The 26,326-nt window shown below is 53.8% G+C and carries 25 protein-coding genes and 1 pseudogene; 14 read left to right on the forward strand and 12 right to left on the reverse strand.

What is annotated here, in order from left to right; translation table 11 throughout:
* Both E2L00_RS17845 and E2L00_RS17850 read right to left on the reverse strand, forming a co-directional pair.
* The coding region (locus E2L00_RS17845) for a PTS transporter subunit EIIB (RefSeq protein ID WP_167614088.1) at positions 1-452 on the reverse strand (452 nt) is incomplete at its 3' end.
* Positions 453-1,258: 806 nt separating this feature from the next.
* Entirely contained in the window at positions 1,259-3,691 is a 2,433-nt protein-coding gene (locus E2L00_RS17850) for a membrane-bound PQQ-dependent dehydrogenase, glucose/quinate/shikimate family (RefSeq protein WP_236127777.1), read from the reverse strand.
* A gap of 416 nt (positions 3,692-4,107) precedes the next feature.
* Between E2L00_RS17850 and E2L00_RS17855 the strand changes: the two genes are divergently transcribed.
* Genes E2L00_RS17855 through E2L00_RS17865 form a run of 3 tightly spaced genes read left to right on the forward strand, consistent with a single transcriptional unit; the run spans position 4,108 to position 6,903 of the window.
* Positions 4,108-5,163, forward strand: a complete 1,056-nt coding sequence (locus tag E2L00_RS17855; RefSeq protein WP_167614092.1) for an ABC transporter substrate-binding protein — start codon at positions 4,108-4,110, stop codon at positions 5,161-5,163.
* Positions 5,150-6,154 (forward strand): FecCD family ABC transporter permease, encoded by a 1,005-nt coding sequence (locus tag E2L00_RS17860; protein ID WP_167614094.1) that lies wholly within the window; start codon positions 5,150-5,152, stop codon positions 6,152-6,154. Before E2L00_RS17855 ends, E2L00_RS17860 begins: the two co-directional genes overlap by 14 nt.
* Positions 6,151-6,903 (forward strand): ABC transporter ATP-binding protein, encoded by a 753-nt coding sequence (locus tag E2L00_RS17865; protein ID WP_167614096.1) that lies wholly within the window; start codon positions 6,151-6,153, stop codon positions 6,901-6,903. Before E2L00_RS17860 ends, E2L00_RS17865 begins: the two co-directional genes overlap by 4 nt.
* Here E2L00_RS17865 and E2L00_RS17870 read toward each other — a convergent pair.
* The 3 genes from E2L00_RS17870 to E2L00_RS17880 form a co-directional block, all read right to left on the reverse strand.
* A complete protein-coding gene (locus tag E2L00_RS17870) occupies positions 6,887-7,612 on the reverse strand; it encodes a substrate-binding domain-containing protein (protein WP_167614098.1) in 726 nt (241 codons plus the stop codon). The genes E2L00_RS17865 and E2L00_RS17870 overlap by 17 nt on opposite strands.
* Positions 7,609-9,006, reverse strand: coding sequence for a M24 family metallopeptidase (locus E2L00_RS17875; RefSeq protein WP_338031944.1), 1,398 nt, complete (start codon positions 9,004-9,006; stop codon positions 7,609-7,611). Before E2L00_RS17875 ends, E2L00_RS17870 begins: the two co-directional genes overlap by 4 nt.
* Before the next feature lie 99 nt (positions 9,007-9,105).
* On the reverse strand, positions 9,106-10,155 hold the full coding sequence (locus E2L00_RS17880; RefSeq protein ID WP_167614100.1) for an AI-2E family transporter: 1,050 nt from the start codon (positions 10,153-10,155) through the stop codon (positions 9,106-9,108).
* A gap of 141 nt (positions 10,156-10,296) precedes the next feature.
* On the opposite strand from E2L00_RS17880, the pseudogene E2L00_RS17885 reads away from it, so the two are divergent.
* Positions 10,297-10,517 (forward strand): annotated as a pseudogene (locus E2L00_RS17885) (MFS transporter); the annotation flags it as partial.
* A 36-nt stretch (positions 10,518-10,553) separates the two neighbouring features.
* Here the strand turns inward: E2L00_RS17885 and E2L00_RS17890 are convergent.
* Positions 10,554-11,111: a DcrB family lipoprotein gene (locus tag E2L00_RS17890; protein ID WP_167614102.1), complete on the reverse strand. Its 558-nt coding sequence runs from the start codon at positions 11,109-11,111 to the stop codon at positions 10,554-10,556.
* 72 nt (positions 11,112-11,183) lie between these two features.
* The gene (locus tag E2L00_RS17895) at positions 11,184-11,849 is read right to left on the reverse strand and encodes a 7-cyano-7-deazaguanine/7-aminomethyl-7-deazaguanine transporter (RefSeq protein WP_167614104.1); all 666 of its coding nucleotides are present in this window, start codon (positions 11,847-11,849) and stop codon (positions 11,184-11,186) included.
* A gap of 260 nt (positions 11,850-12,109) precedes the next feature.
* On the opposite strand from E2L00_RS17895, the gene tusA reads away from it, so the two are divergent.
* From tusA to E2L00_RS17915, 4 genes are all read left to right on the forward strand, one after another.
* On the forward strand, positions 12,110-12,355 hold the full coding sequence (tusA, locus tag E2L00_RS17900) for a sulfurtransferase TusA (RefSeq protein ID WP_167614105.1): 246 nt from the start codon (positions 12,110-12,112) through the stop codon (positions 12,353-12,355).
* 195 nt (positions 12,356-12,550) lie between these two features.
* Positions 12,551-13,534, forward strand: coding sequence for a TRAP transporter substrate-binding protein (locus E2L00_RS17905; RefSeq protein ID WP_167614106.1), 984 nt, complete (start codon positions 12,551-12,553; stop codon positions 13,532-13,534).
* A 31-nt stretch (positions 13,535-13,565) separates the two neighbouring features.
* Positions 13,566-14,075, forward strand: a complete 510-nt coding sequence (locus E2L00_RS17910; RefSeq protein WP_167614108.1) for a TRAP transporter small permease — start codon at positions 13,566-13,568, stop codon at positions 14,073-14,075.
* A gap of 18 nt (positions 14,076-14,093) precedes the next feature.
* Positions 14,094-15,380, forward strand: coding sequence for a TRAP transporter large permease (locus E2L00_RS17915; protein ID WP_167614110.1), 1,287 nt, complete (start codon positions 14,094-14,096; stop codon positions 15,378-15,380).
* Between the two features lie 51 nt (positions 15,381-15,431).
* On the opposite strand, the gene zntA is transcribed toward E2L00_RS17915, so the two are convergent.
* Together zntA and E2L00_RS17925 are read right to left on the reverse strand one after the other, a co-directional pair.
* A complete protein-coding gene (gene zntA, locus E2L00_RS17920; protein WP_167614112.1) occupies positions 15,432-17,633 on the reverse strand; it encodes a Zn(II)/Cd(II)/Pb(II) translocating P-type ATPase ZntA in 2,202 nt (733 codons plus the stop codon).
* 83 nt (positions 17,634-17,716) lie between these two features.
* Positions 17,717-18,343 carry a lysoplasmalogenase gene (locus tag E2L00_RS17925; protein ID WP_167614114.1) on the reverse strand — a complete coding sequence of 209 codons (627 nt, stop codon included), beginning with the start codon at positions 18,341-18,343 and terminating at the stop codon, positions 17,717-17,719.
* Between the two features lie 142 nt (positions 18,344-18,485).
* Between E2L00_RS17925 and E2L00_RS17930 the strand changes: the two genes are divergently transcribed.
* Positions 18,486-18,851, forward strand: a complete 366-nt coding sequence (locus tag E2L00_RS17930) for a DUF2500 domain-containing protein (RefSeq protein WP_167614116.1) — start codon at positions 18,486-18,488, stop codon at positions 18,849-18,851.
* Here E2L00_RS17930 and E2L00_RS17935 read toward each other — a convergent pair.
* Positions 18,845-19,114, reverse strand: a complete 270-nt coding sequence (locus E2L00_RS17935; protein ID WP_167614118.1) for a DUF1145 family protein — start codon at positions 19,112-19,114, stop codon at positions 18,845-18,847. The two genes, E2L00_RS17930 and E2L00_RS17935, sit on opposite strands and share 7 nt — an antisense overlap.
* An 11-nt stretch (positions 19,115-19,125) precedes the next feature.
* Entirely contained in the window at positions 19,126-19,701 is a 576-nt protein-coding gene (rsmD, locus tag E2L00_RS17940) for a 16S rRNA (guanine(966)-N(2))-methyltransferase (RefSeq protein ID WP_167614120.1), read from the reverse strand.
* Positions 19,702-19,895: 194 nt separating this feature from the next.
* On the opposite strand from rsmD, the gene ftsY reads away from it, so the two are divergent.
* The 5 genes from ftsY (at position 19,896) to E2L00_RS17965 (ending at position 25,712) form a co-directional block, all read left to right on the forward strand.
* Positions 19,896-21,431 (forward strand): signal recognition particle-docking protein FtsY, encoded by a 1,536-nt coding sequence (gene ftsY / locus E2L00_RS17945; protein ID WP_167614122.1) that lies wholly within the window; start codon positions 19,896-19,898, stop codon positions 21,429-21,431.
* Between the two features lie 2 nt (positions 21,432-21,433).
* The gene (gene ftsE / locus E2L00_RS17950; protein WP_167614125.1) at positions 21,434-22,102 is read left to right on the forward strand and encodes a cell division ATP-binding protein FtsE; all 669 of its coding nucleotides are present in this window, start codon (positions 21,434-21,436) and stop codon (positions 22,100-22,102) included.
* Positions 22,080-23,150 (forward strand): permease-like cell division protein FtsX, encoded by a 1,071-nt coding sequence (ftsX, locus tag E2L00_RS17955; protein WP_201279486.1) that lies wholly within the window; start codon positions 22,080-22,082, stop codon positions 23,148-23,150. The genes ftsE and ftsX overlap by 23 nt, the downstream gene beginning before the upstream one ends.
* A 274-nt stretch (positions 23,151-23,424) precedes the next feature.
* The gene (gene rpoH / locus E2L00_RS17960) at positions 23,425-24,279 is read left to right on the forward strand and encodes an RNA polymerase sigma factor RpoH (RefSeq protein WP_167614129.1); all 855 of its coding nucleotides are present in this window, start codon (positions 23,425-23,427) and stop codon (positions 24,277-24,279) included.
* A 329-nt stretch (positions 24,280-24,608) separates the two neighbouring features.
* Positions 24,609-25,712: a branched-chain amino acid ABC transporter substrate-binding protein gene (locus E2L00_RS17965; protein ID WP_167614131.1), complete on the forward strand. Its 1,104-nt coding sequence runs from the start codon at positions 24,609-24,611 to the stop codon at positions 25,710-25,712.
* A 38-nt stretch (positions 25,713-25,750) separates the two neighbouring features.
* On the opposite strand, the gene panM is transcribed toward E2L00_RS17965, so the two are convergent.
* Positions 25,751-26,131: an aspartate 1-decarboxylase autocleavage activator PanM gene (panM, locus tag E2L00_RS17970; RefSeq protein WP_167614133.1), complete on the reverse strand. Its 381-nt coding sequence runs from the start codon at positions 26,129-26,131 to the stop codon at positions 25,751-25,753.
* Positions 26,132-26,326: the final 195 nt, after the last annotated feature.

Consider the following 26,326-nt stretch of genomic DNA (forward strand, 5'->3'; position numbering starts at 1 on the left):
ATCGGCGCGGTGCCGATGCTGTCCAGCACTTTATATGTGGAAGTGTCTTTGCTTAACCATCCCACCATATCGAGGATAATCAGCAATGATTTCAGGACCCCGCCTCCGGCAATCGCAGGAACGAGCGGCTGGAAAACGCTAATCACGAAATCGACAATGACCGCTCCCCATTTCTTCCTGGTGGGGAGCCGATCGCCGGTAGTCTGTTTACCGGCAACAAGCTTTTTAAGCGCATTGCAGACGTCTGCGACTTCTTTGCCGATAATGATTTGGCACTGCACATTGACTCTGACGCCAATTACGCCCGGTAGTTTTTCAAGTGCGGATTTATCGACTAATTTGTTGTCATAAAGGCTGAGCCGGAGCCGGGTAGAGCAGTGCTCAATATGCTCAATATTGCCAGACCCGCCAATTAGCTGGAGTATTTGTTGGGCTGTTTTTTTGGGATCCATTTGCTACCTCACACGCAAAAAAAAAGACCTGAGATGAGCGATGAATTGGGCTAAATTCATCGCTCATCTCAGGTCTTGCCTGCTTTACCAGTTACACGCCTGTCGTTCTTCCTGAACATTTAAATATCCTGGAGAAGCTTTTTACAATAGTTTATTTTGTAATTTATTAATAATGTGACGTATGCAGCAAATTATTTATGATGCTTTCAGTTATAGGTTAAATAAATAACTGGTTGATTTTGAATGAAATGTAATACATATAAATGCTTTGTCATCAGGCCGTGACCCCAATCAGTTGTCACGGTGCTTTCAATACGGGCACCGGGCAATTTTTTATGAACCTTAACCTAAACGTTTTCCTTGCCGGCCGTTTAATCTGCATCCGTAAATTAAGATTATGCGGCTCGATTCATTGCGTGAAATTTTACCTACAGGATGCTTTTTCGGAAATATTTTCCGTGCATAGTTTCCCCGCTCATCCGTCGCGATAAAGCCGGCGTTAAACGGCGATAATAAATCGAGGTGCTAATCAGCAATCTTTGCCTGACAGGAGATGCAGATAAAAAGCGTACTTTATACAGGAGGCGTCAGCGGAACAATGGACACAGCCTTAAGCGAGGTTCTGACTTTCAAATTGTTCAAGGCGATGGCCGTCGCAGGCCCTGTTTTACTATTGCCGGATAAGATCGCTACAACGTTCAGCGGCTACCCTGTCGTTGTAATACAAAACGTCTGATGCACCGCATCAGACGTTTTAAAAGCATAAAAATGTCAGCCTATGCCAGAGCTAGCAGGATTAACTGCTTTTAATGTTTATCAGGCAGAGCGTAAGCCATTATGTAATCTCCCGCAGGGGTTTCCATAAAATGATGACCAGCAGCAACAATAACCACATACTCACGACCATTCTGCGTATAAATCATCGGATTAGCCTGGCCACCGGCCGGAAGCGGTATGCTCCAGACAGTTTTGCCAGTTTTGATATCTATCGCGCGGATTAAATCATCCGTTGCCGCCGCGATAAATATAAGGCCGGTTGACGTTACTACTGAGCCACCGTTGTTTGGCGTACCTATATTAATCGGCAGGCCGGTAGGCAATCCAAACGGACCGTTACGTCGTGCTGTACCTAATGGACGATCCCAGATAGTACGCCCGTCGCGCATATCAATAGCCCGAATGCCGCCGTACGGAGGTTCCTTACACAGCATGCCGGTAAATGGCAGGCGCCAGCCGGCATTAACGTCTACAGCGTAAGGCACGCCAATCTGCGGGTCACCGGCGCCTTCAGCATGACCTTCATCGTGCGGATGCGACGTTATTTCATCACGAGGTTTCCAGCCCAGCGCGTCAGCTTTAGCGCGGGGTACAAGGATATTCAGGTTAGGCATATCGTTATAGTTAGCGATTATGATGCCGCGTTCAGGATCGACCGCAACGCTTCCCCAGTCAGAACCACCGTTATAACCCGGATATTCAATGGTGTGTCGAGCTTCTTCCGGCGGCGTATACTGCCCTTTATAACCGGCCTGCTGAAACTGAATACGACAAACCATCTGGTCGATGGGAGTCAGTCCCCACATATCCTGCGGAGTGAGATCCGGTTTACTCAGGTGATGGAACAATGAATAAGGCTGCGTTGGCGCTCGTGCTCCCGGTTCAACGCCGCCGCCAGGTACAGGACGTTCTTCGACACCAAACAGCGATTTTCCGCTACGCCGATCTAACACATAAATTTCACCCTGTTTGGTTGGCACAATGATGGCCGGGATTTTCTGCCCTTCCTTTCCCGGATAATCAACCAGGGTCGGTTGCGAACCTTGATCGTAATCCCAGACATCATGATGTGCCGTCTGGAAAGACCAGACCGGCATACCGGTTTCAACGTTAAGCGCTGTCATCGAGACGGCATATTTATTTTCCCCGGCTGAACGGGAACCGCTGAAATAATCCCCTGAAGCGTTCGCAACAGGCAGATAAACCAGGCCAAATTTGTCGTCGCCGGTAAACGATGTCCAGACATCCGGCGAACCTCTTTTATAAGCATCCGGGCCGTGTTTCGGCGTGGTGGTATCAGGATTGGCGGCATCCCAGGCCCATTTAAGCTTACCGGTACGAACATCGTAGGCCTTGATGACGCCCGGAGGTCCGAATGCGCGCTGTCCGTCGATGGTTTGATGTCCTACAACCAGCGTATCACGGATGACCACCGGCGCAGAGTTGATAGCCACATACCCCTGATAAGTCTCGCCCATGTCCTCGGCAAGATTAACCGTTCCCTGGTTCCCAAAGGTACGGCACACTTCACCCGTGCTGGCATTGAGTTCGATAATGCGTGCATCCAGCGTGCCAAGGATAATACGCTGCTTGCAGTCGCCATCATCCTGCGACGCTGATGCCGGAACCGACGAAGCGGCGACGCTGTTCTGTCCGGTGCTCACATGGCCATTGGTCTGAGAATCATACCAGGTCAGGCCGCGGCAGGCTGCCGTATAAGGAATGGCTTTATCACTGACTTTTGGATCGAAATGCCATTTTTCTTTACCCGTCGCGGCATCCAGAGCGAAAACCTGATTGTGTGGCGTACAGGTATACAGGGTGTCGCCAACTTTAATAGGCGTGTTTTCTGCTCCCCAGCGTGTTTTTGGCAGGTCACCGGTACGAAACTGCCACGCCAGCTTGAGATCTTTAACGTTTTCAGGGGTGATTTGATCCGCCCGGGCGAAACGCTGCGATGCCAGTGAACCGCCATACGTGTACCAGTCGCCGGCGCTGGGATTTGAAGCCTTACCGTTGCCGGTATCCGTGATGAATGTGTCTTTTCCTGCCTCTGGCACGTTGCTCGCAGAAGTGGTGTTCAGCGGCGTGAACGGTAGCGCCGCAGCCACAACAAAAGCCAGGATAAAGACGCTGGCCAGTGAAAGAGAAAGTCTGCGGTTGATACCGGGAGAAAGCGATGGAAGCTGGAACGCGAAGACAATGCCGAGCAGCAGCATAATGTCAAAACGTGGAACCCAGCCCCAGTAATCAAGGCCTGATTCTTGTATCGTCCAGATGAGGGTCCCGATAAAGACCAGTGCGAACCAGTAAACCGCGCTGGTTCGTTTCATAAAAATAAGTATACCGGTTATCACACAGCCAATACCCGCCAGCAGGTAATACCAGTTTCCGCCCAGCGCTGCCAGCCAGCCGCCACCGACGGCCATTGCTATGCCGAAGAGCAGCAGCGCAACAGCCAACAAAATGTTCCAGATCGAGAGTCTGGAAATTTTCTTTGAATTGTTCAAATCACGTTTCCTTAAGCCATAAAATGTCAAAGTACCCTATAGAACATAGCAAACTAATTATAACCATCGTTGGTATGTTCTTATCCGGTGCGCTGTGCAGCTTGCTCAAATGTCATAACAATGGGACTGTAGTCGCCCCCGTTTAAACCGGATACTTCGCCAGTAAAACACCAGCATAGACCGATGTTTAAGGCGTGCCCCGGGCAAAAAATCGAAGCAGGCGCGGGTGATGGTGGCAAATCTGCGATCGCCGCTGGAGATGAAGTTGTCAGCGCCTCTGATGCCTGCGAAACAAGGAGTTAGGATCGCCGCCAACTTCGTTATATAATTATTTATATATTGAAATTACCTCAGATGCTGGCATACCTATGCAAAACGTTCGTCGCTTGTTCCTTGTTTTCGCTACTTTTTTCATCGCTTTTTCTGCCCATGCCGATCGTGTTATTACCGATCAGTTAGGGCGCCAGGTTACTTTGCCCGATCGTGTTGATCGGGTTGTCGTCCTGCAGCACCAGACGTTAAACCTTCTGGTTCAGCTCGATGCGGGCAAAGATATCGTTGGCGTGCTTAAGAGCTGGAAAAAACAGCTTGGCCCCGCCTTTGCACGCTTTATGCCCGCTATTAATTCACTCCCGCAGCCGGGCGATTTGACGCAGGTGAATATTGAAAGTTTGCTGGCTCTCCATCCTCAGGTGGTATTTGTTGCTAACTACGCTCCGGCGGAGATGATCCAGCAGATTCAAAACGCGGGTATTCCTGTGGTGGCGATTTCATTGCGCAAGGATGCCGTCGGGCAGCAGAATAAAATGAACCCAACGATGAAGGACGAGGAGCAGTCTTACAACGAAGGATTAAAACAGGGCATTCGCTTAATTGCTGACGTGGTCGACCGTAAGGCGCAGGGGGAAACGCTCATCAAGTATGTCTTCGACGCCCGTGAAAAATTCAATGCGCCGGTGCGCGATATCCCGGATGCGAAAAAAATACGTGTCTATATGGCGAACCCGGATTTGACGACTTATGGATCGGGCAAATATACCGGCCTGATGATGAAGCACGCCGGGGCGCTAAACGTGGCGGCCGCCAGCGTGAAGGGTGCGCGCCAGGTTTCGCTGGAGCAGGTATTACAGTGGAACCCGCAGGTGATTTTTGTGCAGGATCGCTATCCGCAGGTTGCCACGCAAATTCAAAACGATCCTGGCTGGCAAGGTATTGATGCGGTTAAAAATCATCGCGTCTGGTTAATGCCGGAATATGCCAAAGCATGGGGTTATCCGATGCCGGAAGCGCTGGCTATTGGCGAGCTGTGGATGGCGAAAAAACTCTATCCTGACGCCTACAAAAATGTGGATGTAGACGCTCAGGCGCAGGATTACTATCAGCGTTTCTATCGCGTGAACTGGCAGGCCGATGCTAAGCAGTAAGGCCAGCGTATTGTCGCAACCGGCGCTGGTACTCTCAGCGCTGCTGCTGGGCGTCGGCTCATTGTGTCTGGGCCATTATCCTCTGACATTGAGCGATATTTTCCATCAGTTAATCCATTTTTCCCATCCTGATGGCATGGTCAGCCAGATAGTCTGGTCGGTAAGGCTTCCACGCGTGCTGATTGCGCTGCTGGCGGGTGGGGCGCTGGGATTATGCGGCGCCACGTTACAAGGGGTGTTTCATAATCCGCTGGTCGACCCGCATATTATTGGCGTGACTTCTGGCTCTGCATTTGGCGGTGCGCTGGCGATTCTGCTGGGCCTGCATCCCGTGCTGATGATGGGCTCGACGTTTCTTTTTGGCCTCATTGCGTTGATATTGGTTTATGCCATTGCGGCGCTGCAGGGACGGGAAAACGCGCTGATTCTTATCCTCTCGGGCATTATTTTGAGCGGTTTTTTCGCCGCCCTGGTAAGCCTTATTCAGTACCAGGCCGATACCGAAGAGACGCTGCCTAATATCGTGTTCTGGCTGCTGGGCAGCTTCGCGACGGCTAACTGGCAAAAAGTGCTGATGCTGGTTATTCCCGTAGCGATTGCTGCGGCGGTGTTGTTCCAGCTGCGCTGGCGCATTAATTTGCTGTCGCTGAATGATAAAGATGCCAAAGCGCTTGGCGTCAGGGTGGTGCCATTAAGGCGTACTGTTTTAGTCTGCTGTGCGTTTCTGGTCGCAGCCCAGGTAGCCGTGAGCGGCAGCATTGCCTGGGTTGGGCTGGTTATTCCCCATCTGGCTCGTCTGCTGGTGGGAGTGGATCACCGTCGTCTGCTGCCCGCGTCATTCTGGCTCGGCGGCTGTTTTATGATTGCCGTCGATGATATCGCCCGCACTCTGACACAGGCAGAAATACCGCTGGGTATTATCACCGCACTGCTCGGCGCGCCGCTGTTTACTCTCCTTCTGATCCGCTCCAGCCGCAAGGTCCGTCGATGACATCCGCCACGCTACATATCCAGCAGCTCCAGTATGGCCATAAAGCGCCGCTCTTCGAACCGTTAACCTTCCGCTGTCAGCGTGGAGAAATCTGGGCCGTGCTGGGGCGTAATGGCCTGGGGAAAAGTACATTACTCGACACGCTAAGCGGCGTTTTAAAGCCTTTAGCTGGAGGATTTAAGAGCGAGGGCGGCGTGGGTATTGTGGCGCAGCATTCCCATCTGCCGTTTCCCTATACCGTGCGTGACGTCGTGTTGATGGGACGGGCGCGTCATGTTGGGCTGTTTTCCCTGCCCGGGCGCAAAGACGGTAAACGGATAACAGAAGCGCTGGAACAGCTCAACATCGGCCACCTTGCCACGCAGACTTTTACGTCGCTTTCCGGAGGGCAGCAGCAGCTGGTGATGATTGCCAGAGCGCTGGTGACCGCCAGCCAGACTCTGCTGCTGGATGAGCCTTGCTCGGCGCTGGACTTAGCCAACCAGCAGGTTGTCCTGCAGCTTATCAGCGATCTTGCCCATCGGCAGAACCGCTGCATTGTGTTCAGCACACACGATCCCGTCCATGCTCAGCAGGTGGCGACACACACGTTGCTGCTGCTCCCTGGAGGAAAATGGCTGGCGGGCGCCACCGGGCGCATTTTGTCGGAAGAGAATATGTATCGTGCCTATGGTTTAGCGCTACGCAAAATCAGCATGGCGGATTCCTCCGCCACCTATCTGGTTCCACACTTTACGATCGATAAGTAGCCGGCAAAAAGCCTGCTGTGGCCAGGCATTTCTGCCCCTCGCTGGCGAGAATAAAATCGACCAGCGATCCGATCTCTTTCGTCTGGCGCATGGCGGCCAGTTGATACTCGCAAAGAATGTTGTGCTCTTCGGGAATGGCAATACTGCGCACATCCGGCTGGTCCGCCAGCGCCAGACTATAGTGGGCATAACCAACACACACGTCCGCCAGCCCCTGGCGAATAATCCATGCGCTGGCCAGCTCACCTTTTGGCACGCTGAGGGTATCCTTACCGCCGACCAGTTGAACCGCTCGTTTTCTTAGATGCTCACCAAGGCCTGGCTCAAGCTTGTCAAGCTTATCGAACAGCGCCCAGGTATAATCCCCGCATGGGTCGCAGCCGGGCGTTGAGGTTCCGATGCGCGCGGTTGGATCGCGGAGTAAATCCAGCCAGCCACCCTCGTTCCGGGTGGTCAGGCCGAGCCGGTTCCATGTAAAAGTATGGGTGCTGAATGCTTTGTTATTTGCCAGTAAAGCCTGAGGATGCGCGCGATTGGCGGAAGCAAAGAGCGCGCACGCTTCCCCTGCTTCAATGCGTTCTCTCAATATTCCCGCAGGGCCGTATGTTACTTCGACGTCAATGCCCGTGGCCTGAGTGAAGCGCTGCAAGAGAGGGGTGAAAGCCAGGCGCAGGCTACCGGCCGCCAGCACGGATAAAGTAGAAGTCATTGGGTTTTCCCGGTAAGCGCCGTTGTCTTATCCAGCAGATAGGGCCGTAAATAGCCCACGGTATTAGACAGCGGCAGCACATCTTCGTGAAGATGAATGTGCAATTCGTCGCGGATATACGCCCGACGGGCGGCGATCCTCTGCCACAACTCAGGGTACGCAGCGGCCAGTTCCAGGCGAAGCGGTTCATCCGCCAGCGCAATGGTGTCTTCAATGCTGGCCCCCGCGTAGCCTTTTCTTGAGGGGATGATGTCGATTTGCAGCAGCATGCCGCTTGCGAGCGGGATATCAGATGCGGGATACACCGGAGAGCAAAGCCACTCTTCATCGGCCACTAAATGACCGGGATTGAGATGCCAGTTGTATTTCGCCTTCGGTAAAACCTGTTCAATCAGGTCATAGATTTCATGGCCTTTCACGCCGACGCGGATAAATTCCAGCCAGTTCACCACCGCGTTGAAGTAAGGAATAGCGACCACTTCAAGATAATCCTTCACCGCGGGATTCAGCTCGTTCGCGTTATGCACAACGTATGCTGCGCGGCTGGTTAAGCCGCCTTTATAGCTCACGGTTAGCGAGAATTTATCTCCCAACCGTATCTCTTTGTCTGACGGATAGAGGTTGGCATATTCGAAGCGCTCGCCGGTTGCCGCTATGGTGACGACATTGTTTGCCTGTCCTTCAGCGGCCAGCAGCGCCGCGATGGCTTTCTCTGTTTTACCCAACTCAATCGCATTTAATGCGGTTAACGCCGCGCCCGAGGCGAGGTTAGCGCCATATTCATAATGGGCTATTTCATTGGCGTTATTGATTGTTCTGGCACCGGACTGCGGGCCGATAAAAATAGCTGTCGCATTCAAAAGCAGCGCATCCGTCGGCAGCGCCGCCTGGATGGCCTGATAGATAAAGGCTGGAATATCGAACAGGCGCTGGTTGTCGTCATACGCACCGGTAAATAGCTTCCAGCCGACGATCCCCACGCGGTGTTGATCTTTCAGTCCGGCTTTTTTTAGCACTTCATGCAGGGAAGATGAGATATCCATCGGTTGGTTCGGCAGCGAAAACCACGGGGCGTGAACCACACCCGCAGCAAGGCGTGAATACCGGGCGAGTTTCAGGTTTTCATTGCCCAGCACTAATACGGCTTCACCGCTTTTATGCAGCACCAGCAGCCCTTCTTCAAAGCGGGGGATAAAACCGGTCAGGTATTCAAAGTTGCCGCCGTGCTCTTTGTCGGCGTAAACGATGAGCGTATCAAGCTGCTGCTGCACCATTCGTTGAAGAATTTTGCTGCGCCGCTCCTGAAGAGTCTGGTCACTTAACGCTACGCTCGGAAGGTTAAGGTAGATTTCCGGGGATTTAACAGCGGCCAGGTTGTATGAAGGATGGGACACTGGATGTTTCTCCTTAAACCGTTGCGAAGAAGGCGCAGGATGAATTAATCCTGCGCCATTGGCGATAAAACTAACATCTTTTGCCGCGCTGCGTATGAATCAGCCCGGTAAACGGCTCTTGGGCCGCCCTGGACCAAGCAGAATCGCCAGCTTCGCTCCGCCTTTGGTGGTTTCCATCAGAATCTTGCACACGCTGGTAAGCGGAACCGAGAGCAGCATGCCGACCGGGCCGAGCAGCCATCCCCAGAACAGCAACGAGAGGAACACCACGAACGTCGACATTCCCAGCCCACGTCCCATCATGCGCGGCTCGACGATATTCCCCAGCACCATATGCACGGCGAGGAACAGCGCGCCGACCATGATCATTTCGTAAGTGCCGTTAAACAGGAACGCCTGAATCATCGGCGGAATAGCGGAAAGCACCGAGCCGATATTAGGGATATAGTTCAGCAGAAAGCCCAGCACGCCCCACATCAACGCAAACTGCACGCCCATCAGCACAAGCCCGGCCCAGATGATGGCGCCCGTCCACAGGCTTATCAGCGTCTTCAGCGCCAGGTAGTGCGTGACGCCTTTCAGCGCCCGGTGCAGGCCAGCGATATGAACCTGTGGATTAGAAAGCGCGAAACGCAGCTTGTACGGAACGTGGCGCACCTCGAACAGCATAAAGACGACGGTCATCACTAACAGTAAAATGCTCGCCATTGCGCCGGAAAGGCCGGTCATTAACGTGGTGGCGAAAGCCATCACCTTTTCGGAGTCCAGACGTTGCAGCATGCGTTCGGGCGAAAGCCTCAGGTGTACCAGCGGGATTGACCTTTCGAACTCCAGAACCTTCTGCATCAGCATCTTGTTGTACTTCGGCAGCATAGCCAGAAACTCATTCATCGACGCCGCCAGCACGCCAATCAGCAGGGTCAGCATAATCAGCATCGCGAAGACCACGATAGAAATGGCCAGCGGACGGCTCACGCCGCGACGAATAAACCAGGTAACGAGCGGGTTGAGTACGATGGCGAAAAACAGCGCCATCAGGAGCGGCACGATAATGTCCGCCGCTGCGTGGATCCCGGCCAGAATAATTACCAGGGCAGAGAGCTTCAGGAGAATGTGTAGCCCGACTTTATCGGATTCGAGGGGCGGCATGGAGAATTCCTTTCTGTTATCGATCTTCATAGTGTAGTGCTTTGTTTGCTTCTTATTCAGCGGGCTGCTGGAAAGTCAATAGCTGAAATCCGCGACAGGTCCTGTTTATACCAGACACCCGCTGTTTCTTAAGTGAATAAGATGCCTGACCTCGCTCCTCAATCCGCGACAGGCGGTTTGCGCCTCAATCTGCAAATCGTTTCCGTCGTGATGTTTAACTTCGCAAGCTACCTGACCATCGGCCTGCCGCTGGCGGTGTTGCCGGGTTATGTCCATACGTCACGGGCTTTAGCGCTTTTTGGGCAGGGCTGATGTTTATCGCACTGATTCTGGCGTGGCAGCTAAAAAAACGGCCCCCGGCTGAGCAACCGGAGGCCGTGACGCCCGCATCAGAGTAATTACTTAATGATGAGGGTATTGATGATGTTCTCAGCGGCAGCCTGCGCCTGCTGCTGGTTGTCCGCAGGCAGGGTAATCTGCATGGTCAGCAATTTATCATCCACTTTGCTCAGAACAACCGACGAGTACGCGGTCTGGCCTTTTGCCGAGATAATAGTGTCGAGCTGTTGCAGGTTGTGGCCTTTGAGCTCGATAGACTTATTGGTCACCACCTGAAGCTGCGGGTCACGCGCGCGCTGCTGATCTTCCAGACGTTTCGCCAGCGCTTCTAAATCATCGGTAGTGTTGTCGCCGACAATCACGATAACCGCTTTCTGGCCGGTAGCGTCGGAGTAGACATGCATGTTATTCGTCTGCGTGCCCACTTTACCGCTTTGATCCGTCATATCCGGCGGCAGAGCGAAACTCACCTTGCCATCAAGCAGGCTAACCGGCTGAGCGTTGGCGTTGCCTTCTGCTGCAGCCCCTTCGGCTGGGGTTTTGGTATCGTTGTTGTCGCAGGCGGCAAGCCCAAAGACCAGCAGGCCGATACCGACATATTTAACCAGGTTACGCATGACTTCATCCTTTACGTTAATAAGCCGTTGAGGCCAATCTCAGCATCTTAGCACAAGATAATTCAAGCGCGGTCAACCGGGCTGTAACCCCGAAATTTCAGATTTGTCCGCCAGGCGTTTTATCATCATGTTGAGCAGTACGCCATACATCGGCAGGAAGAAAAGCAGGCTTATCAAAATCTTAAAACAGTAATCGACGATGGCGATCTCTACCCAGTGCTGCGCCATAAACGCATCCGGGCTGCGCCAGAAAGCGATAAAGAAGAAGGAGAGCGTATCGCTGACGTTGCCGAAAAGCATGGAGGCCGCTGGCGCAAGCCACCAGCGTTTGCTCTGACGAAGGCGGTTAAACACGTGTACATCAAGAATCTGCCCCAGCGCGTAAGCCATAAAGCTTGCGGTGGCAATGCGGGCGACAAACAGATTGAAGTGCGTCAGCGCCTCAAATCCTTGCCAGTTGCCCATATAAAACAGGGCCGAAATAGCGTAAGAAATCACCAGAGCCGGGATCATTACCACGAAGATAATGCGACGCGCGAGCGGAGCGCCGAAAATCCGCACCGTCAGATCGGTTGCCAGGAAGATAAACGGGAAGCTGAACGCGCCCCAGGTTGTGTGGAAGCCAAAGACCGAAACCGGGAGCTGCACCAGATAGTTGCTGGAGGTGATCACCAGCAAATGGAATAGCGATAGCCAGAACAGCGCTTTCATACGCCGTTGAGTTTGGAACTGCGTCATATTATAGCCTTTTTAATAAATGGGGTGAGGGAACCCAATAATCGATTTTCCAGCGCGAGCGCTTTATTTTCCTTCTCCCGAGGAGAGGGCTGGGTGAGGGCGAAACGTGTTCAACGCTCGTCCCGGCGGCAGCTGGAAGGCGGCGATGATACTGCTTTAGTCCCGCATTGCAACGGTTAATTTTAGCGCAATCGTTCACGTCGCTTGCACGATATTTTACCGGGCGTAAACTAGCGCGGTTTTTTAAATTCGAGACCGCTATGACCGATTTATTCGCCAACCCGGACCACACCCTTGACGCCTCAGGCCTGCGCTGCCCCGAGCCGGTAATGATGGTGCGCAAAACCGTGCGCAATATGCAGCCTGGCGAGACGCTGTTGATTATCGCCGACGATCCGGCCACCACGCGTGATATTCCCGGTTTTTGCCGCTTTATGGAACATGAGCTGATAGCCTTGCAGGCAGAATCTTTGCCATATCGCTATCTGCTGCGTAAAGGCCAGTAATTCGTCTGCCCTGCGTGCTTTGCACAGGGCTTCTGAACCCGCTTTGCATCCCTTCTGAACCCCAATTTCATTTTTTGCCGCTTTTGTGAACTGCTTCACCACCGCTTTTCTTCATCCAGGCTAATTTCTAAGCGACAAAATAAAACATTGTTTTACTTCTTACCTACCCTACCTCTCTATTGCTGGAGCGACACGATGAAGAAGACCTTTATGCCTGCTTTTGCCGGCCTGTGCCTGTCTACCGCGTCACTGCTGTTTGCGCAGGCAGGTTATGCGCAAGTTATTAAAGCCGCCGATGTACATCCCGAAGGCTACCCGAACGTGGTGGCGGTTCAACATATGGGTGAAAAGCTTAAGCAACAAACCAACGGGGATCTGGAAATAAAAGTCTTCCCAAGCGGCGTGCTCGGCGATGAAAAGCAGATGATTGAACAGGCGCAGTTGGGCGCCATCGACATGATTCGCGTCTCCATGGCACCGGTTGCCGCCATCCTGCCAGATGTTGAAGTCTTTACCCTGCCGTACATTTTCCGCGACGAAGATCATATGCATAAAGTGATCGACGGCGAACTGGGGAAAGAGATCGGCGACAAGCTCACGTCTAACCCGAAATCCCGCCTGGTGTTCCTTGGCTGGATGGATTCCGGCACGCGTAACCTGATTACCAAAAATCCGGTATTGAAGCCGGAGGATTTACACGGCATGAAGATCCGCGTGCAGGGTAGCCCGGTTGCGCTTGCCACGCTTAAGGATATGGGAGCCAACTCCGTGGCGATGGGCGTGAGCGAAGTGTACAGCGGGATGCAAACCGGGGTTATCGACGGCGCGGAAAACAATCCGCCAACGTTTATCGCCCATAACTACATGCCGGTCGCCAAAAACTACACCCTGAGCGGCCACTTCATTACCCCGGAAATGCTGCTCTACTCCAAAGTGAAGTGGGACAAACTGAGCGCCGATAACCAGCAAAAAATCCTCAAGCTTGCCCGCGAAGCGCAGATGGAGCAGCGCGAGCTGTGGAATACCTATAACAAACAGGCGCTGGAAAAAATGAAGGCGGGCGGCGTGCAGTTCCACGAAATCGACAAGGCCTGGTTTGTGAAAGCGACCGAGCCGGTGCGCAAAGAGTATGGCGAGAAGCATCAGGACCTGATGAAGGCTATCGCTGACGTCCAGTAATCCCAAAAGCTTATATTTTCGTGGAGGGCATATGTCCCAAAGCTTCTCGAACTGGATGGATAAAATCTACCTGGCGGCGATGATCGTCGCCGGTTTCTCTTTGCTTATCATGACCGTCATTATTCCAATTGGGATTTTCTCACGCTATGTGCTCAACCGCGGGGAGTCCTGGCCGGAACCGGTGGCTATTATCTGCATGGTGACGTTTACGTTTATCGGCGCGGCGGTGAGCTACCGCGCCGGTTCCCACATTGCGGTAAATATGCTAACGGACCGGCTGCCGCAGGCGCTGCAGACGCTCTGCGCACGCCTTGTCGATCTGCTGATGCTGCTGATTTCAGGCATGATGTTTTACTACAGCTACTTCCTGTGCGCGGACCTTTGGGAGCAACCTGTGGCGGAATTTCCCGTCCTGACGTCGGGGCAAACCTACCTGCCGTTGCCGATTGGCGCGGTGTTGCTGATTTTGTTTGTTATCGAGCGATTGCTGTTTGGTTCTCAGGAGAACCGTCCGGTGGTGCTGCTTGGTAATCACGGTTAACGGCCAGGGGATCCCAACATGGACGCATTTGTTTTATTAGCCACGCTCGCCGTGCTGCTGGCCGTGGGTATGCCGGTGGCGTTTGCCGTTGGGCTCAGCGCCATTGTCGGTGCGCTGTGGATTGATTTGCCGCTTGAGGCGATCATGATTCAAATCACCAGCGGGGTGAATAAGTTCACCCTGCTTGCGATCCCGTTCTTTATCCTGGCGGGGGCAATCATGGCGGAAGGCGGCATTGCGCGGCGTCTGGTGAATTTTGCTTACATATTTGTCGGCTTTATTCGCGGCGGCCTGTCGCTGGTGAACATTGTGGCTTCTACTTTCTTTGGTGCGATTTCGGGCTCGTCAGTGGCGGATACCGCATCGATCGGCAGCGTGATGATCCCGGAAATGGAGAGGAAAGGCTATCCACGCGAATACGCGGCGGCGGTCACGGCGAGCGGATCGGTGCAGGCGATTTTGATCCCGCCAAGCCATAATTCGGTGATTTACTCGCTGGCGGCGGGCGGTTCGGTTTCCATCGCTACGCTGTTTATTGCGGGCGTGCTGCCGGGATTATTGCTGGGCGGCAGCCTGATGGTGTTATGCCTGGGCTTTGCGCATAAACGCGGCTATCCAAAAGGGGAACGTATTCCCTTTAAGCAGGCGCTGAAAATCTTCTTTGATGCGCTATGGGGCCTGATGACGGTGGTGATAATCCTCGGCGGCATCTTGTCCGGCGTCTTTACCGCAACGGAATCGGCGGCGGTTGCCTGCGTGTGGGCGTTTTTCGTCACCATGTTTATCTACCGCGATTACAAATGGAACGAGCTGCCGAAGCTGATGTTCCGCACCGTGAAAACTGTCTCTATCGTTATGATTTTGATTGGTTTTGCGGCGGCATTTGGCGCAGTAATGACCTACATGCAGCTTCCTGCGCGCATCACCGAATTCTTTACGTCGCTGTCAGATAACAAGTACGTGATTCTGATGTACCTGAACGTGATGCTGTTGCTAATCGGCACGCTGATGGACATGGCGCCGATCATTTTAATCCTGACGCCCGTATTGCTGCCGGTGACCAACTCGCTGGGCATCGATCCGGTGCATTTTGGGATGATCATGATGGTGAATCTGGGAATCGGCCTGATCACGCCGCCGGTTGGTTCGGTGCTGTTTGTCGCCAGCGCGGTCAGCAAGCAGAAGATAGAAGTGGTAGTGCGGGCTATGCTGCCGTTCTATTTTATGTTGCTGGCGGTGCTGGCAATGGTGACCTATATTCCGTGGGTTTCGCTGTGGCTGCCGCATGTCCTGGGAATGAACTAAAGTGGCTGGCAGGGCGGGTAAGCAACCTTACCCGCCTGACTTTTCGCATGGCTATCGCTTACGCAGCAAACGCAACGCATTCGCCGTGACCAGAGCCGTGGCTCCCGAATCGGCGAGCACCGCCAGCCACAGGCCGGTAATCCCCAGCAGCGTTGTGACCAGAAATATTCCTTTCAGGCCCAGCGCTATCGTGATGTTCTGCCGGATATTACTATGCGTTGCCCGCGCGAGATTAACCATGCCCGCAAGCTCTGTCAGGCGGTTGTGCGTCAGCGCCGCATCCGCGGTTTCCAGAGCAACGTCGGTTCCGCTGCCCATGGCAATGCCGATGGTTGCGGCTTTCATGGCCGGGGCGTCGTTGATGCCGTCCCCGACCATTGCCAACGGCTGTCGGGCGTTTATCTCGTTGACCGCTTTGACTTTATCGGCGGGCAGCAGGCTGGCACGATAATCCATACCCAGTTCACCGGCGATAGCTGCGGCAGCGCGCGGATTATCGCCGGTCAGCATTACGCTTTGTATCCCGATATTATTCAGGGCCGCAATCGCCTCTCTGGCATCGCTGCGCAGCGTGTCGCGCATGGCAATAATGCCCAGCAATTGACTTTGGCCGACAGCGACAATCACCGTCTGGCCTTCCGCTTCAAGCCGTGTAATACGCCGTTGCCAGGTTGTATTTAGCACGGAGGCAGGAAGATTTCCGGGCGAGCTAAGCAGCAGCGTTTCGCCATCAATGATGGCCTCCACGCCAACGCCCGCCAGCGCGCGGTGCGATTCCGTTGCCGGCAGGGTAAGCTCCCGCCGTTGCGCTTCGCGAACAATAGCCTGCGCAAGCGGATGCGACGAGCCTTGTTCAACGGCGGCAGCCAGCGTCAGCAGGTCGTTCTCGCTCAGCGAAGCAACCGCTTCAATTGCGGTAACCTGTGGTTTTCCTGCGGTCAGCGTGCCGGTTTTATCGAACGCTATCTGCTGGATCTGCCCGAGACGTTCCAGCGCCGCGCCGCCTTTTATTAATGCGCCACGGCGAGCGGCGGCGGCAAGGCCCGAGGTTATCGCCGCCGGCGTTGAGATAACTAATGCGCAAGGACAGCCAATCAGCAGCAGCGCCAGCCCTTTGTAGATCCATTCATTCCAGCTTTGCCCGAACAACAGCGGCGGGATGACTGCGGCAAGCAGCGCTATCGCCATAATGGCCGGCGTGTAGATGCGGCTGAAACGGTCAATAAAGCGTTCTATCGGCGCCCGGCTTTCTTCAGCGTCTTCAATTAAACGCAAAATGCGGTCGATGGCGCTGTCGCCCGGCTCAGAAATGACTTCAAGCTGAACAAGCCTGTCGATGCTGGTGCTGCCCGCCGGGACCTTCTCGTTTTGGCTGCGTTCCACCGGCACCGATTCGCCGGTTAACGCGCTTTCGTCGAAGCTGGCGGTTTTGTTGAGCAGGCGGCCATCCGCCGGTAACCGGCCTCCAGCGGAGACTTCAATTATATCGCCCGGCCGAAGCTCGCTTAGCGCGATGCTTTCTCTTTCGCCGTTGCGTATGCGCGTTGCGACTTCCGGCCTGAGCGCCATCAAAGCGCTCACTCCACTTCTGGCACGGCTTGCCGCAAAGGATTCAAGACGTTCACCAAGCAGAAACAACACCAGCACCATGGCGGCTTCGGCCGTCGCGCCGATAAAAAGCGCGCCAGCTGCGGCGACGCTCATCAGCGTTTCAATGGCGAACCAGTTACCGCTGCGGATCAGGCGCACGGCCTGACGGGCAACGGGCCACAGGCCGACCAGCGTAGTAGCGATAAATGCCATATTACCGAACGGATGGTTGAACCGTTCCAGCCCCCAACTGATTGCCATCATGGCTAGCAGAGTGATGAGCGGTAAGTTTTCGCGCCAGCCAGAACTGGCGACAGCTGCCGGTGCGGCGCTGTCGCGAAGTGTATAGCCGGCGGCTGTTACCGCTTTTTCAACTTCCTGACGAACGTCGCGTGGTGCGGTAACGAGCAGTTTTTCTGTCGCAAACAGAACCTGTACCTGCTGTATGTCCGGGATTTGCTTTACCGAATTTTCGACCTTCCGCGCGCAGGCGGCGCAGTCCATGCCCGCGACCTTCCAGCTATAGCGTTCGCCGTTTATCGGAAGGATGTCGGCATCGGCTCGCGTGGAACACCGCACTTCATCGCAGCAGGAGGGCGCTTCGGCTGGTAGCGGACTGAATTTTACCTTTGCAAACTGCGGGGTTTTGCTGGCGTTGCTCATGCGCCCTCCTGGGTAATGATAATGTTCTCATTACCGATGTTACACTCTGGAGCTTACTCCAGAGTCAAGAGGGAATATGCGGGTCAGATATACAGCGACTGGACAATCATAAAATGCCCGGCAAAATAGCAGGCGGCGGCGATGGCGCTGTCAGCGGTGAAACGGCGGCGGTAGTGGCTGCCCAGCCAGACAATGTTGCCCAGCAGCAGAAGCGTCGCGCCGATAAAGCCAGAGAGGCTGGCGCTGGTTGGGCGGAAGAAATACAGCTCGCCTGCCAGCCACACCATTACCAGCGTCATACCGATAAAGGTCATGATCGGCCAGCGGAAGGTTTCCAGCCGCGTCCAGATGATTGCCACCAGCAGCGCACCCACAATCAGCAGGGCGAGGGGCAACGGCCAGAAAAAGGAGAACGTCATCCGGCTGGCGAAATAAAGGGTATAGAGCAAATGCGACAGAAAGAAGGCGCCAATGGCGTACAGCATACGCTGTGTCGACAGAAGCGTTAGCGCATCGCCCGCAAGCGTCGCCAGCAAACCGGCGAGGATCAGATAGCCGGTAGCCTCAAACATCGGCGCCTGCCAGGCCAGCAGAAGCAGCAGTAACAGCGTGACCGGTTTAAATACCCAGCGTTGCCAGATTGGGCCCCGATAGGAAGCATCAACGTAGAGCCACCCGGAAAAAAATACGGCAATGAAAGACCAGAGCATGGCGTGTCCCTTTTTTAATAATCGACGTATCGCACACAGCAGACTGTGCTTCTTATTTCAGTCTAGTGGTCAAAGCCGCCGGATGACAATGCCCGGAGATGAGAGGTATTCTTAAAAGCGCCTGACAAACCGAGATAAATCCATGAGTAAGCCACCCGTTTTCTTTATTGCCGTCATCGTTTTAATCGTGGTGGCCGCGTCATTTCGCTTTATGCAGCAGCGCCGCCAGAGTGCCGAAAACGACGCTGCGCCGCTGAGTCAAAAAAGCGTGATTGTCGCGACCAAGCGCGAAAAGCCGGCCAACGACAGACGCTCACGCCAGCGCGATGTGACTCCGGCTGGCGATTTGATGCGCTATGAAGTGTGGTTTCGCCCGCAGACAGGCGGAATGGAAATGAAAATGCGCGTAACTGCCGCGCAGTATCATGAGGTCAGCGTTGGGGATAAAGGCACATTACAGTACAAAGGGACGCGCTTTATCGCCTTCATCCCTGAAGCTTCTTACTGACCTTTGCGCAGGTTCTTCTGCCAGGCCAGCAGTTCAAAAACCCCAAAAACGAAGATTTTAAGCTGCTGAACGCGGCTTAGCGGCGGGCCGTCTTTCGGCTGGGTCGATTTCAGCAGCGCCAGCTGCATCGCGTGCATAATTGCCATAAAAATCAGCGCTACGTTGACGAAAATATTTAGCGGGCGCGGGAAGGGATGGAAAATATTCAGCAACAAAAAGGCCCACACGCACAGCATCAACAGCCTGCCCAGATTAATCAACATGATGTATCTCCTTATGCTTCGCGATGATAGAGGCGACAGGCGACCTGGCCGGCCACTTTTTCACGGTGTAATGTCCAGCTTGCGGGTACTGGCGGCATGCTGTTTTCCACTTCGCTTTCGACGTAGATCAGCGCGTCTGTCGCCAGCCAGCCGTTAAGCTCGAGCAGGGTAATCGTTTCTTCCAGCAGCCCTTTACGGAACGGCGGATCGATAAACACAACGGTATGGGGTTTGCCCGGCTGCGCCAGGTAATTTAGCGTATTGGCGTTGACGACGATGCCGTTTGCCGCTTTAAGCGTGACGAGATTCTTCTGCAATTGCTGCGAGACATTGCGATCCATCTCCAGAAGCGTAGCACTTGCGGCATAACGGGATAGCGCTTCGAGCCCCAGCGCACCGCTGCCTGCGAAACAGTCCAGCACGCAGGCATCTACTATTGACGGGGCCAGCCAGTTGAATAAGGTTTCGCGTACCCGGTCGGTGGTTGGACGCAGGCCCGGGCTGTCGGGAACGGGAAGCTTACGGCCACGCCAAAGGCCTCCAATAATACGGATCTGGCCTGTGCCTTTGGATTGGGATTTCTTCATGAGACTCACTGCGCTGCGATTTTTGCCGACTATTCTAGCGGCGCGAGGGATAAGGGGAAACCTTATTCCGTCGGAGTGCCGCTAGCTGTGGGAAAGTGATAGACTAACATATTCAATCGACGATCATTTTCAGCGCCCGCAATAAGCACTTCCGGGCCTGTGCCATGAATCAACAGCGAGGAGTATATTCGCAAATGGCGAAAGAGAAAAAACGTGGCTTTTTTTCCTGGTTGGGCTTTGGTCAGAAAGAGCAGGAACCGGAACAAGAAACAGAACAAAAAGCAGTAGCAGAACAACCGGTTGCCGCAGACCTTGCTGAGCAGAACGCTGAGCAAATCGTCGAGCCAGCACAGCCACAGGCGGTTGAAGAAATCGCACAGCCAGAAGCGAGCGATGAGCCAGCTGTTCCTTCTCCGCAGGCAACTGAAAGCTTCGCGCAGGATGTTGTAGAAGTCAGCGAAAAGCTGGCTGAACGTGAAGCGCCTGAGGCGGTTGCCGAGCCAGAAGCTGTTATCGAACCAGAAGCCGTTGAGCCGGAAATCCTGCATGAGCCAGAGCCCGTTGCCCAGCCGCAGGCCGCAGTCGAACATGAAGAGCTGCCGCTGCCGGAAGAGATAGCTGAAAACGAGCCGGAAGCCGATGAATGGCAGGCAGAACAAGAGCTTGCTGGCGAAGAAACCGTTGCTGAAATCGAAGAAATCGTCGCCGCTCACGTTGAGTATGCGCCCGCCGAAGAAGCGCCGGTAGAAGCCGATACCGCGCAAGCGGCAGAAGAAAATCAGGAGCAGCAGGAGCAGGAGAAGCCAACCAAAGAAGGTTTCTTCGCGCGTCTCAAGCGCAGCTTGCTGAAAACTAAAGAGAATCTCGGTTCCGGATTTATCAGTCTGTTCCGCGGCAAGAAAATCGACGACGATCTGTTTGAAGAGCTCGAAGAGCAATTGCTGATTGCCGACGTTGGCGTTGAAACCACCCGTAAAATCATCAGCAACCTGACTGAAGGCGCGAGCCGTAAGGCATTGCGCGATGCTGAAGCGCTTTACGGTCTGCTGAAAGACGAAATGGGCGAAATCCTGGCGAAAGTCGATGAGCCGCTCAACGTTGAAGGCAAGACGCCGTTTGTCATCCTGATGGTTGGTGTAAACGGCGTGGGTAAAACCACCACCATCGGCAAACTGGCGCGTCAGTTCCAGCAGGAAGGCAAATCGGTGATGCTGGCGGCGGGCGATACCTTCCGCGCGGCAGCGGTCGAGCAGTTGCAGGTATGGGGGCAGCGCAACAATATTCCCGTTGTCGCTCAGCATACCGGGGCGGACTCCGCTTCCGTTATTTTCGATGCGATTCAGGCGGCTAAAGCGCGCGGCGTCGATGTGCTGTTGGCCGATACCGCAGGTCGCCTGCAGAATAAAGCGCACCTGATGGAAGAGCTGAAGAAAATCGTCCGCGTGATGAAAAAGCTGGACGAAGACGCCCCGCATGAGATTATGCTCACTATTGATGCCAGCACCGGACAAAATGCGGTAAGCCAGGCGAAACTGTTCCATGAAGCCGTAGGGCTGACGGGCATTACCCTGACCAAGCTGGACGGCACAGCCAAAGGCGGCGTGATTTTCTCCGTGGCCGATCGGTTTGGCATTCCGATTCGCTACATTGGCGTCGGCGAAAGAATTGAGGATTTACGTCCGTTTAAAGCGGACGATTTTATTGAGGCACTTTTTGCCCGAGAGGATTAACAATGATTCGCTTCGAACACGTCAGTAAAGCCTATCTCGGTGGAAGGCAAGCGCTGCAGGGCGTCACCTTCCATATGCAGCCCGGCGAGATGGCCTTTCTGACCGGCCACTCTGGCGCGGGGAAAAGTACCCTGCTCAAGCTTATCTGCGGTATTGAACGGCCCAGCGCCGGAAAAATTTTCTTCAGCGGCCACGATATCAGCCGTCTGAAGAGCCGGGAGGTGCCGTTCCTGCGGCGCCAGATCGGCATGATCTTCCAGGATCACCATCTGTTGATGGACAGAACGGTCTACGACAACGTGGCGATTCCGCTGATTATTGCCGGCGCCAGCGGTGAGGATATTCGCCGCCGCGTAAGCGCCGCGCTGGATAAGGTCGGGCTGCTGGACAAAGCGAAGAACTTTCCTATTCAACTCTCCGGCGGCGAACAGCAGCGCGTGGGCATCGCCCGTGCGGTGGTCAATAAACCGGCCGTATTGCTGGCAGATGAACCGACAGGTAACCTGGACGATGCGCTTTCGGAAGGCATCTTGCGCCTGTTTGAAGAGTTTAACCGCGTTGGGGTAACGGTTCTGATGGCGACGCACGATCTTGGTCTTATCTCCCGTCGTAACTATCGTATGTTGACGTTAAGCGATGGCCATTTGCATGGAGGCCTGGCAGGTGAATAAACGCAACGCGCTCAATCCCATCAAGCGCTTCAGTAATCAGCTGGATAAAATCAACAAGCTGAACAGGCACGCGGATTCAGGCCGCCCGGTGAAAAAAGGCGGCAAAGGGCCGCAATCGAAAGCCCGGTCGCTCAAGGGTGGCGTGAACGAACAGTTCCGCTACGCCTGGGAAGGCGCGGTCCAGGATCTTAAGAGCAAGCCTCTTGCCACTTTTCTTACCCTAATGGTTATTGCCATTTCGCTTACGCTACCGAGCGTATGCTATATGGTTTACAAAAACGTTAATCAGGCCGCGACGCAGTATTATCCTTCGCCACAAATCACCGTTTACCTTGATAAAGCGCTGGATGATAACGCAGCGCAGCAGGTGGTTGGCGCTATTCAGGCCGAAGAGGGCGTGGATAAAGTTAATTATCTATCGCGCGATGAAGCCCTTGGCGAGTTCCGTAACTGGTCGGGCTTTGGTGGCGCGCTGGATATGCTCGAAGAAAATCCGCTGCCTGCTGTGGCGGTGGTGAACCCAAAACTGGATTTTCAGAGTACGGATCATCTGAATACGCTGCGTGACCGCGTGGCGCGGATTAACGGCGTGGACGAAGTACGCATGGATGATAGCTGGTTCGCGCGCCTTGCCGCCTTGACGGGCCTGGTCGGGCGAGTATCCGCCCTGATCGGTATTTTGATGGTTGCCGCCGTTTTCCTGGTGATCGGTAACAGCGTAAGGCTGAGCATTTTTGCCCGCCGGGATACCATTAACGTGCAGAAACTGATTGGCGCAACGGATGGGTTTATCCTGCGTCCATTCCTGTACGGCGGCGCGCTGCTGGGATTCACCGGCGCGTTTTTATCGCTTATTCTTTCAGAAATTCTGGTGCTGCGGCTGTCGTCTGCGGTAACGGAAGTGGCGCAGGTATTCGGCACAAAGTTCGATATTTCGGGCCTGGGTTTTGAAGAATGTCTGCTGCTGCTGCTGGTGTCGGCAATGATAGGCTGGACGGCCGCCTGGATTGCTACCGTGCAACATTTACGTCGCTTTACCCCAGAATAAAATTTTTTTGATATACTTTGTCCCCGGCTCACGGATCTTCCGTTAGCAGGGGACAGAGTCCCATCTTCGGTTCGACGTTTCTCCTGCCGTGTTAATAGTACTGTCACATTTTGTGTGTAATTTATACACAGCCATACATTGAACTTGTGGATAAGATCACTGTCTGAGAGTAGTGTGGATGGTACGGTTTGGCGCGTTGACGTGAAGTCAGTGCTTTTGCCTGATGAAAAATCGTTGTGGCAACCTGTACGTTAGTCTCTAAGAGAGGGTTTGAATGACCAAAGAAATGCAAAATTTAGCTTTAGCCCCTGTTGGTAACCTGGAATCTTATATCCGGGCCGCTAACGCCTGGCCGATGTTAACGGCCGAGGAAGAGAAGGAGCTGGCTGAAAAGCTGCATTACCAGGGCTGCCTGGAATCAGCGAAAAGGCTGATCCTGTCTCACCTGCGCTTTGTTGTTCACATCGCTCGTAATTATTCGGGCTATGGTCTGCCGCAGGCTGACCTGATTCAGGAAGGTAATATCGGCCTGATGAAAGCGGTGCGCCGCTTCAACCCGGAGGTCGGCGTCCGTCTGGTCTCCTTTGCCGTGCACTGGATCAAGGCTGAAATTCACGAGTACGTGCTGCGTAACTGGCGTATTGTGAAGGTGGCAACCACTAAAGCGCAGCGTAAGCTGTTCTTTAATCTGCGTAAAACTAAACAACGTCTGGGATGGTTTAATCAGGACGAAGTGGAAATGGTCGCCAATGAACTTGGTGTTACCAGCAAAGACGTGCGAGAGATGGAATCCCGCATGGCGGCGCAGGACATGACCTTTGACATGGGCAACGATGACGATGCCGACAGCGCGCCAATGGCGCCGGTGCTGTTCCTGCAGGATAAATCGTCTAACTTTGCTGACGGCATTGAAGACGATAACTGGGAATCCCACGCTGCGGATAAACTCAGCGATGCTATGTTGGGCCTTGACGAGCGCAGCCAGGATATTATCCGCGCGCGCTGGCTTGACGAAGACAACAAAAGCACGTTGCAGGAGCTGGCAGATCGCTACGGCGTCTCCGCAGAACGTGTTCGTCAGCTAGAAAAGAATGCGATGAAAAAACTGCGTATGGCCATCGAAGCCTAACGTTTTTCCAGTCTGATAAAAAACCGCCTTTCTGAACTGCACCCCAAAAGTTGGATACCCAACTAAGTAAGGTGCAGTTTTTTATGCGTAAGTATTCCCTCGATTTCAAGCTTTAGGTCGTGCAGCATCCTCTTTCCGGGCATTTTTTTGTGCCTGTCATATCCCACATTCGAAACGTGGCAAAATTGTTATTCCAAAAAACGCAAAATCGGGTATGTTTTTAGCACGGAGTGCGGCGGAGGCCTGCGCGGTTATCTCCACATCAAAAATAAAACAGAGCCAAAACAATACAACAAATACCACTCACAACAAGAATGGGGATTCTCAGGATGAAAATGAAGGGCAAAGCTTTACTGGCTGGCTGTATCGCACTGGCGATGAGCAATGCGGCATTTGCAAAGGATATTAAAGTCGCGGTAGTGGGCGCCATGTCTGGTCCGGTTGCGCAGTATGGCGACCAGGAATTTACCGGTGCAGAGCAGGCGGTTGCCGATATTAATGCGAAAGGCGGTATCAAAGGCGATAAGCTGGTCATTACCAAATATGACGACGCCTGTGACCCGAAACAAGCGGTTGCGGTCGCCAACAAAGTAATTAACGACGGCATTAAATACGTTATCGGCCACCTGTGCTCCTCTTCCACTCAGCCTGCGTCTGATATCTACGAAGACGAAGGCGTGCTGATGATTACGCCTGCGGCAACCGCACCGGAGCTGACCGCGCGTGGTTATAAACTGACTCTGCGTACTACCGGTCTGGATTCCGATCAGGGCCCAACCGCCGCGAAGTACATCCTTGAGCACGTAAAACCGAAAAATATTGCGATTATTCACGACAAGCAGCAATACGGCGAAGGCCTGGCGCGTTCGGTGCAGGATAACCTGAAAAAAGGCGGCGCAAATGTGGTGTTCTTTGACGGTATCACCGCAGGCGAGAAAGACTTCTCCACGCTGGTGGCGCGCCTGAAGAAAGAGAATATCGATTTCGTTTACTACGGCGGCTACCACCCGGAAATGGGTCAGATTCTGCGTCAGTCTCGTGCCGCAGGTCTGAAAACGAAGTTCATGGGACCGGAAGGCGTTGCGAACGTTTCCCTGTCTAACATTGCCGGTGATTCTGCCGAAGGCATGCTGGTAACCAAGCCGAAGAACTACGATCAGGTCCCTGCTAACAAACCAATCGTGGATGCTATCAAAGCGAAGAAACAGGATCCTAGCGGCGCATTCGTATGGACTACCTATGCTGCGCTGCAATCGCTGGCGGCAGGTTTGAATAAATCAGAAGATCCGGCGGAAATTGCTACTTACCTGAAGGCGAGTACGGTGGAAACGGTAATGGGGCCGCTGTCCTGGGATGAGAAGGGCGATCTGAAAGGCTTTGAATTCGGCGTGTTCACCTGGCATGCCGACGGTACAGCGACCGACGCGAAGTAAGCTTTATAATTCTTCCCTCTCCCACGGAGAGGGAATGGTTATTTTTCCCACCCGCCCGTCTGGGCTTTGAACCCTACAGCCTGCATAAAAGCAGCCATTACGCCGCGGTCTTCTACCCCGACGTCGGCCATCCACCAGTCGGTAACCGCCGGGTTATCGCGCAGCACTTCGGCTAATAGATATTGCCCTACGCCGCGCCGACGCGTGATTTCACGCACCCGCAACGAGTCCAGCGCGCCCTGAGTTCCCGTGAGCGTAACGCGCACCGCGCCCAGCAGGCGGTCATTAAACTTTGCTGCGTAAATCCGATGATTATCACTGAGCTTAAGCGAAGCGCTGGAATATTCTGGCCAGATCTTAGCGAGATCGATCTTATCCTGAGCACTACACTCAAACAGACGAATGATGGTGAGTTTCATATGCGAGCTAACCAAAAAGCGGGAAAACCCCGATTGTAACCAATTTATTTGCGCCAGACGCTTTATCTTTTTTCAGCCCCCGTGTAGCCGATTGCATTATGTGGCAAACATTAAGCAGTTTGAATCACGTCAGATTGAAATTTGCTCAGTATAAAACCCTAAAACATAGCGAATTATTCCGCTCTTTGTGCCGCT

The organism is Cedecea colo (genome assembly GCF_011808225.1).
GTDB classification, from domain to species: Bacteria; Pseudomonadota; Gammaproteobacteria; order Enterobacterales; family Enterobacteriaceae; genus Dryocola; species Dryocola colo.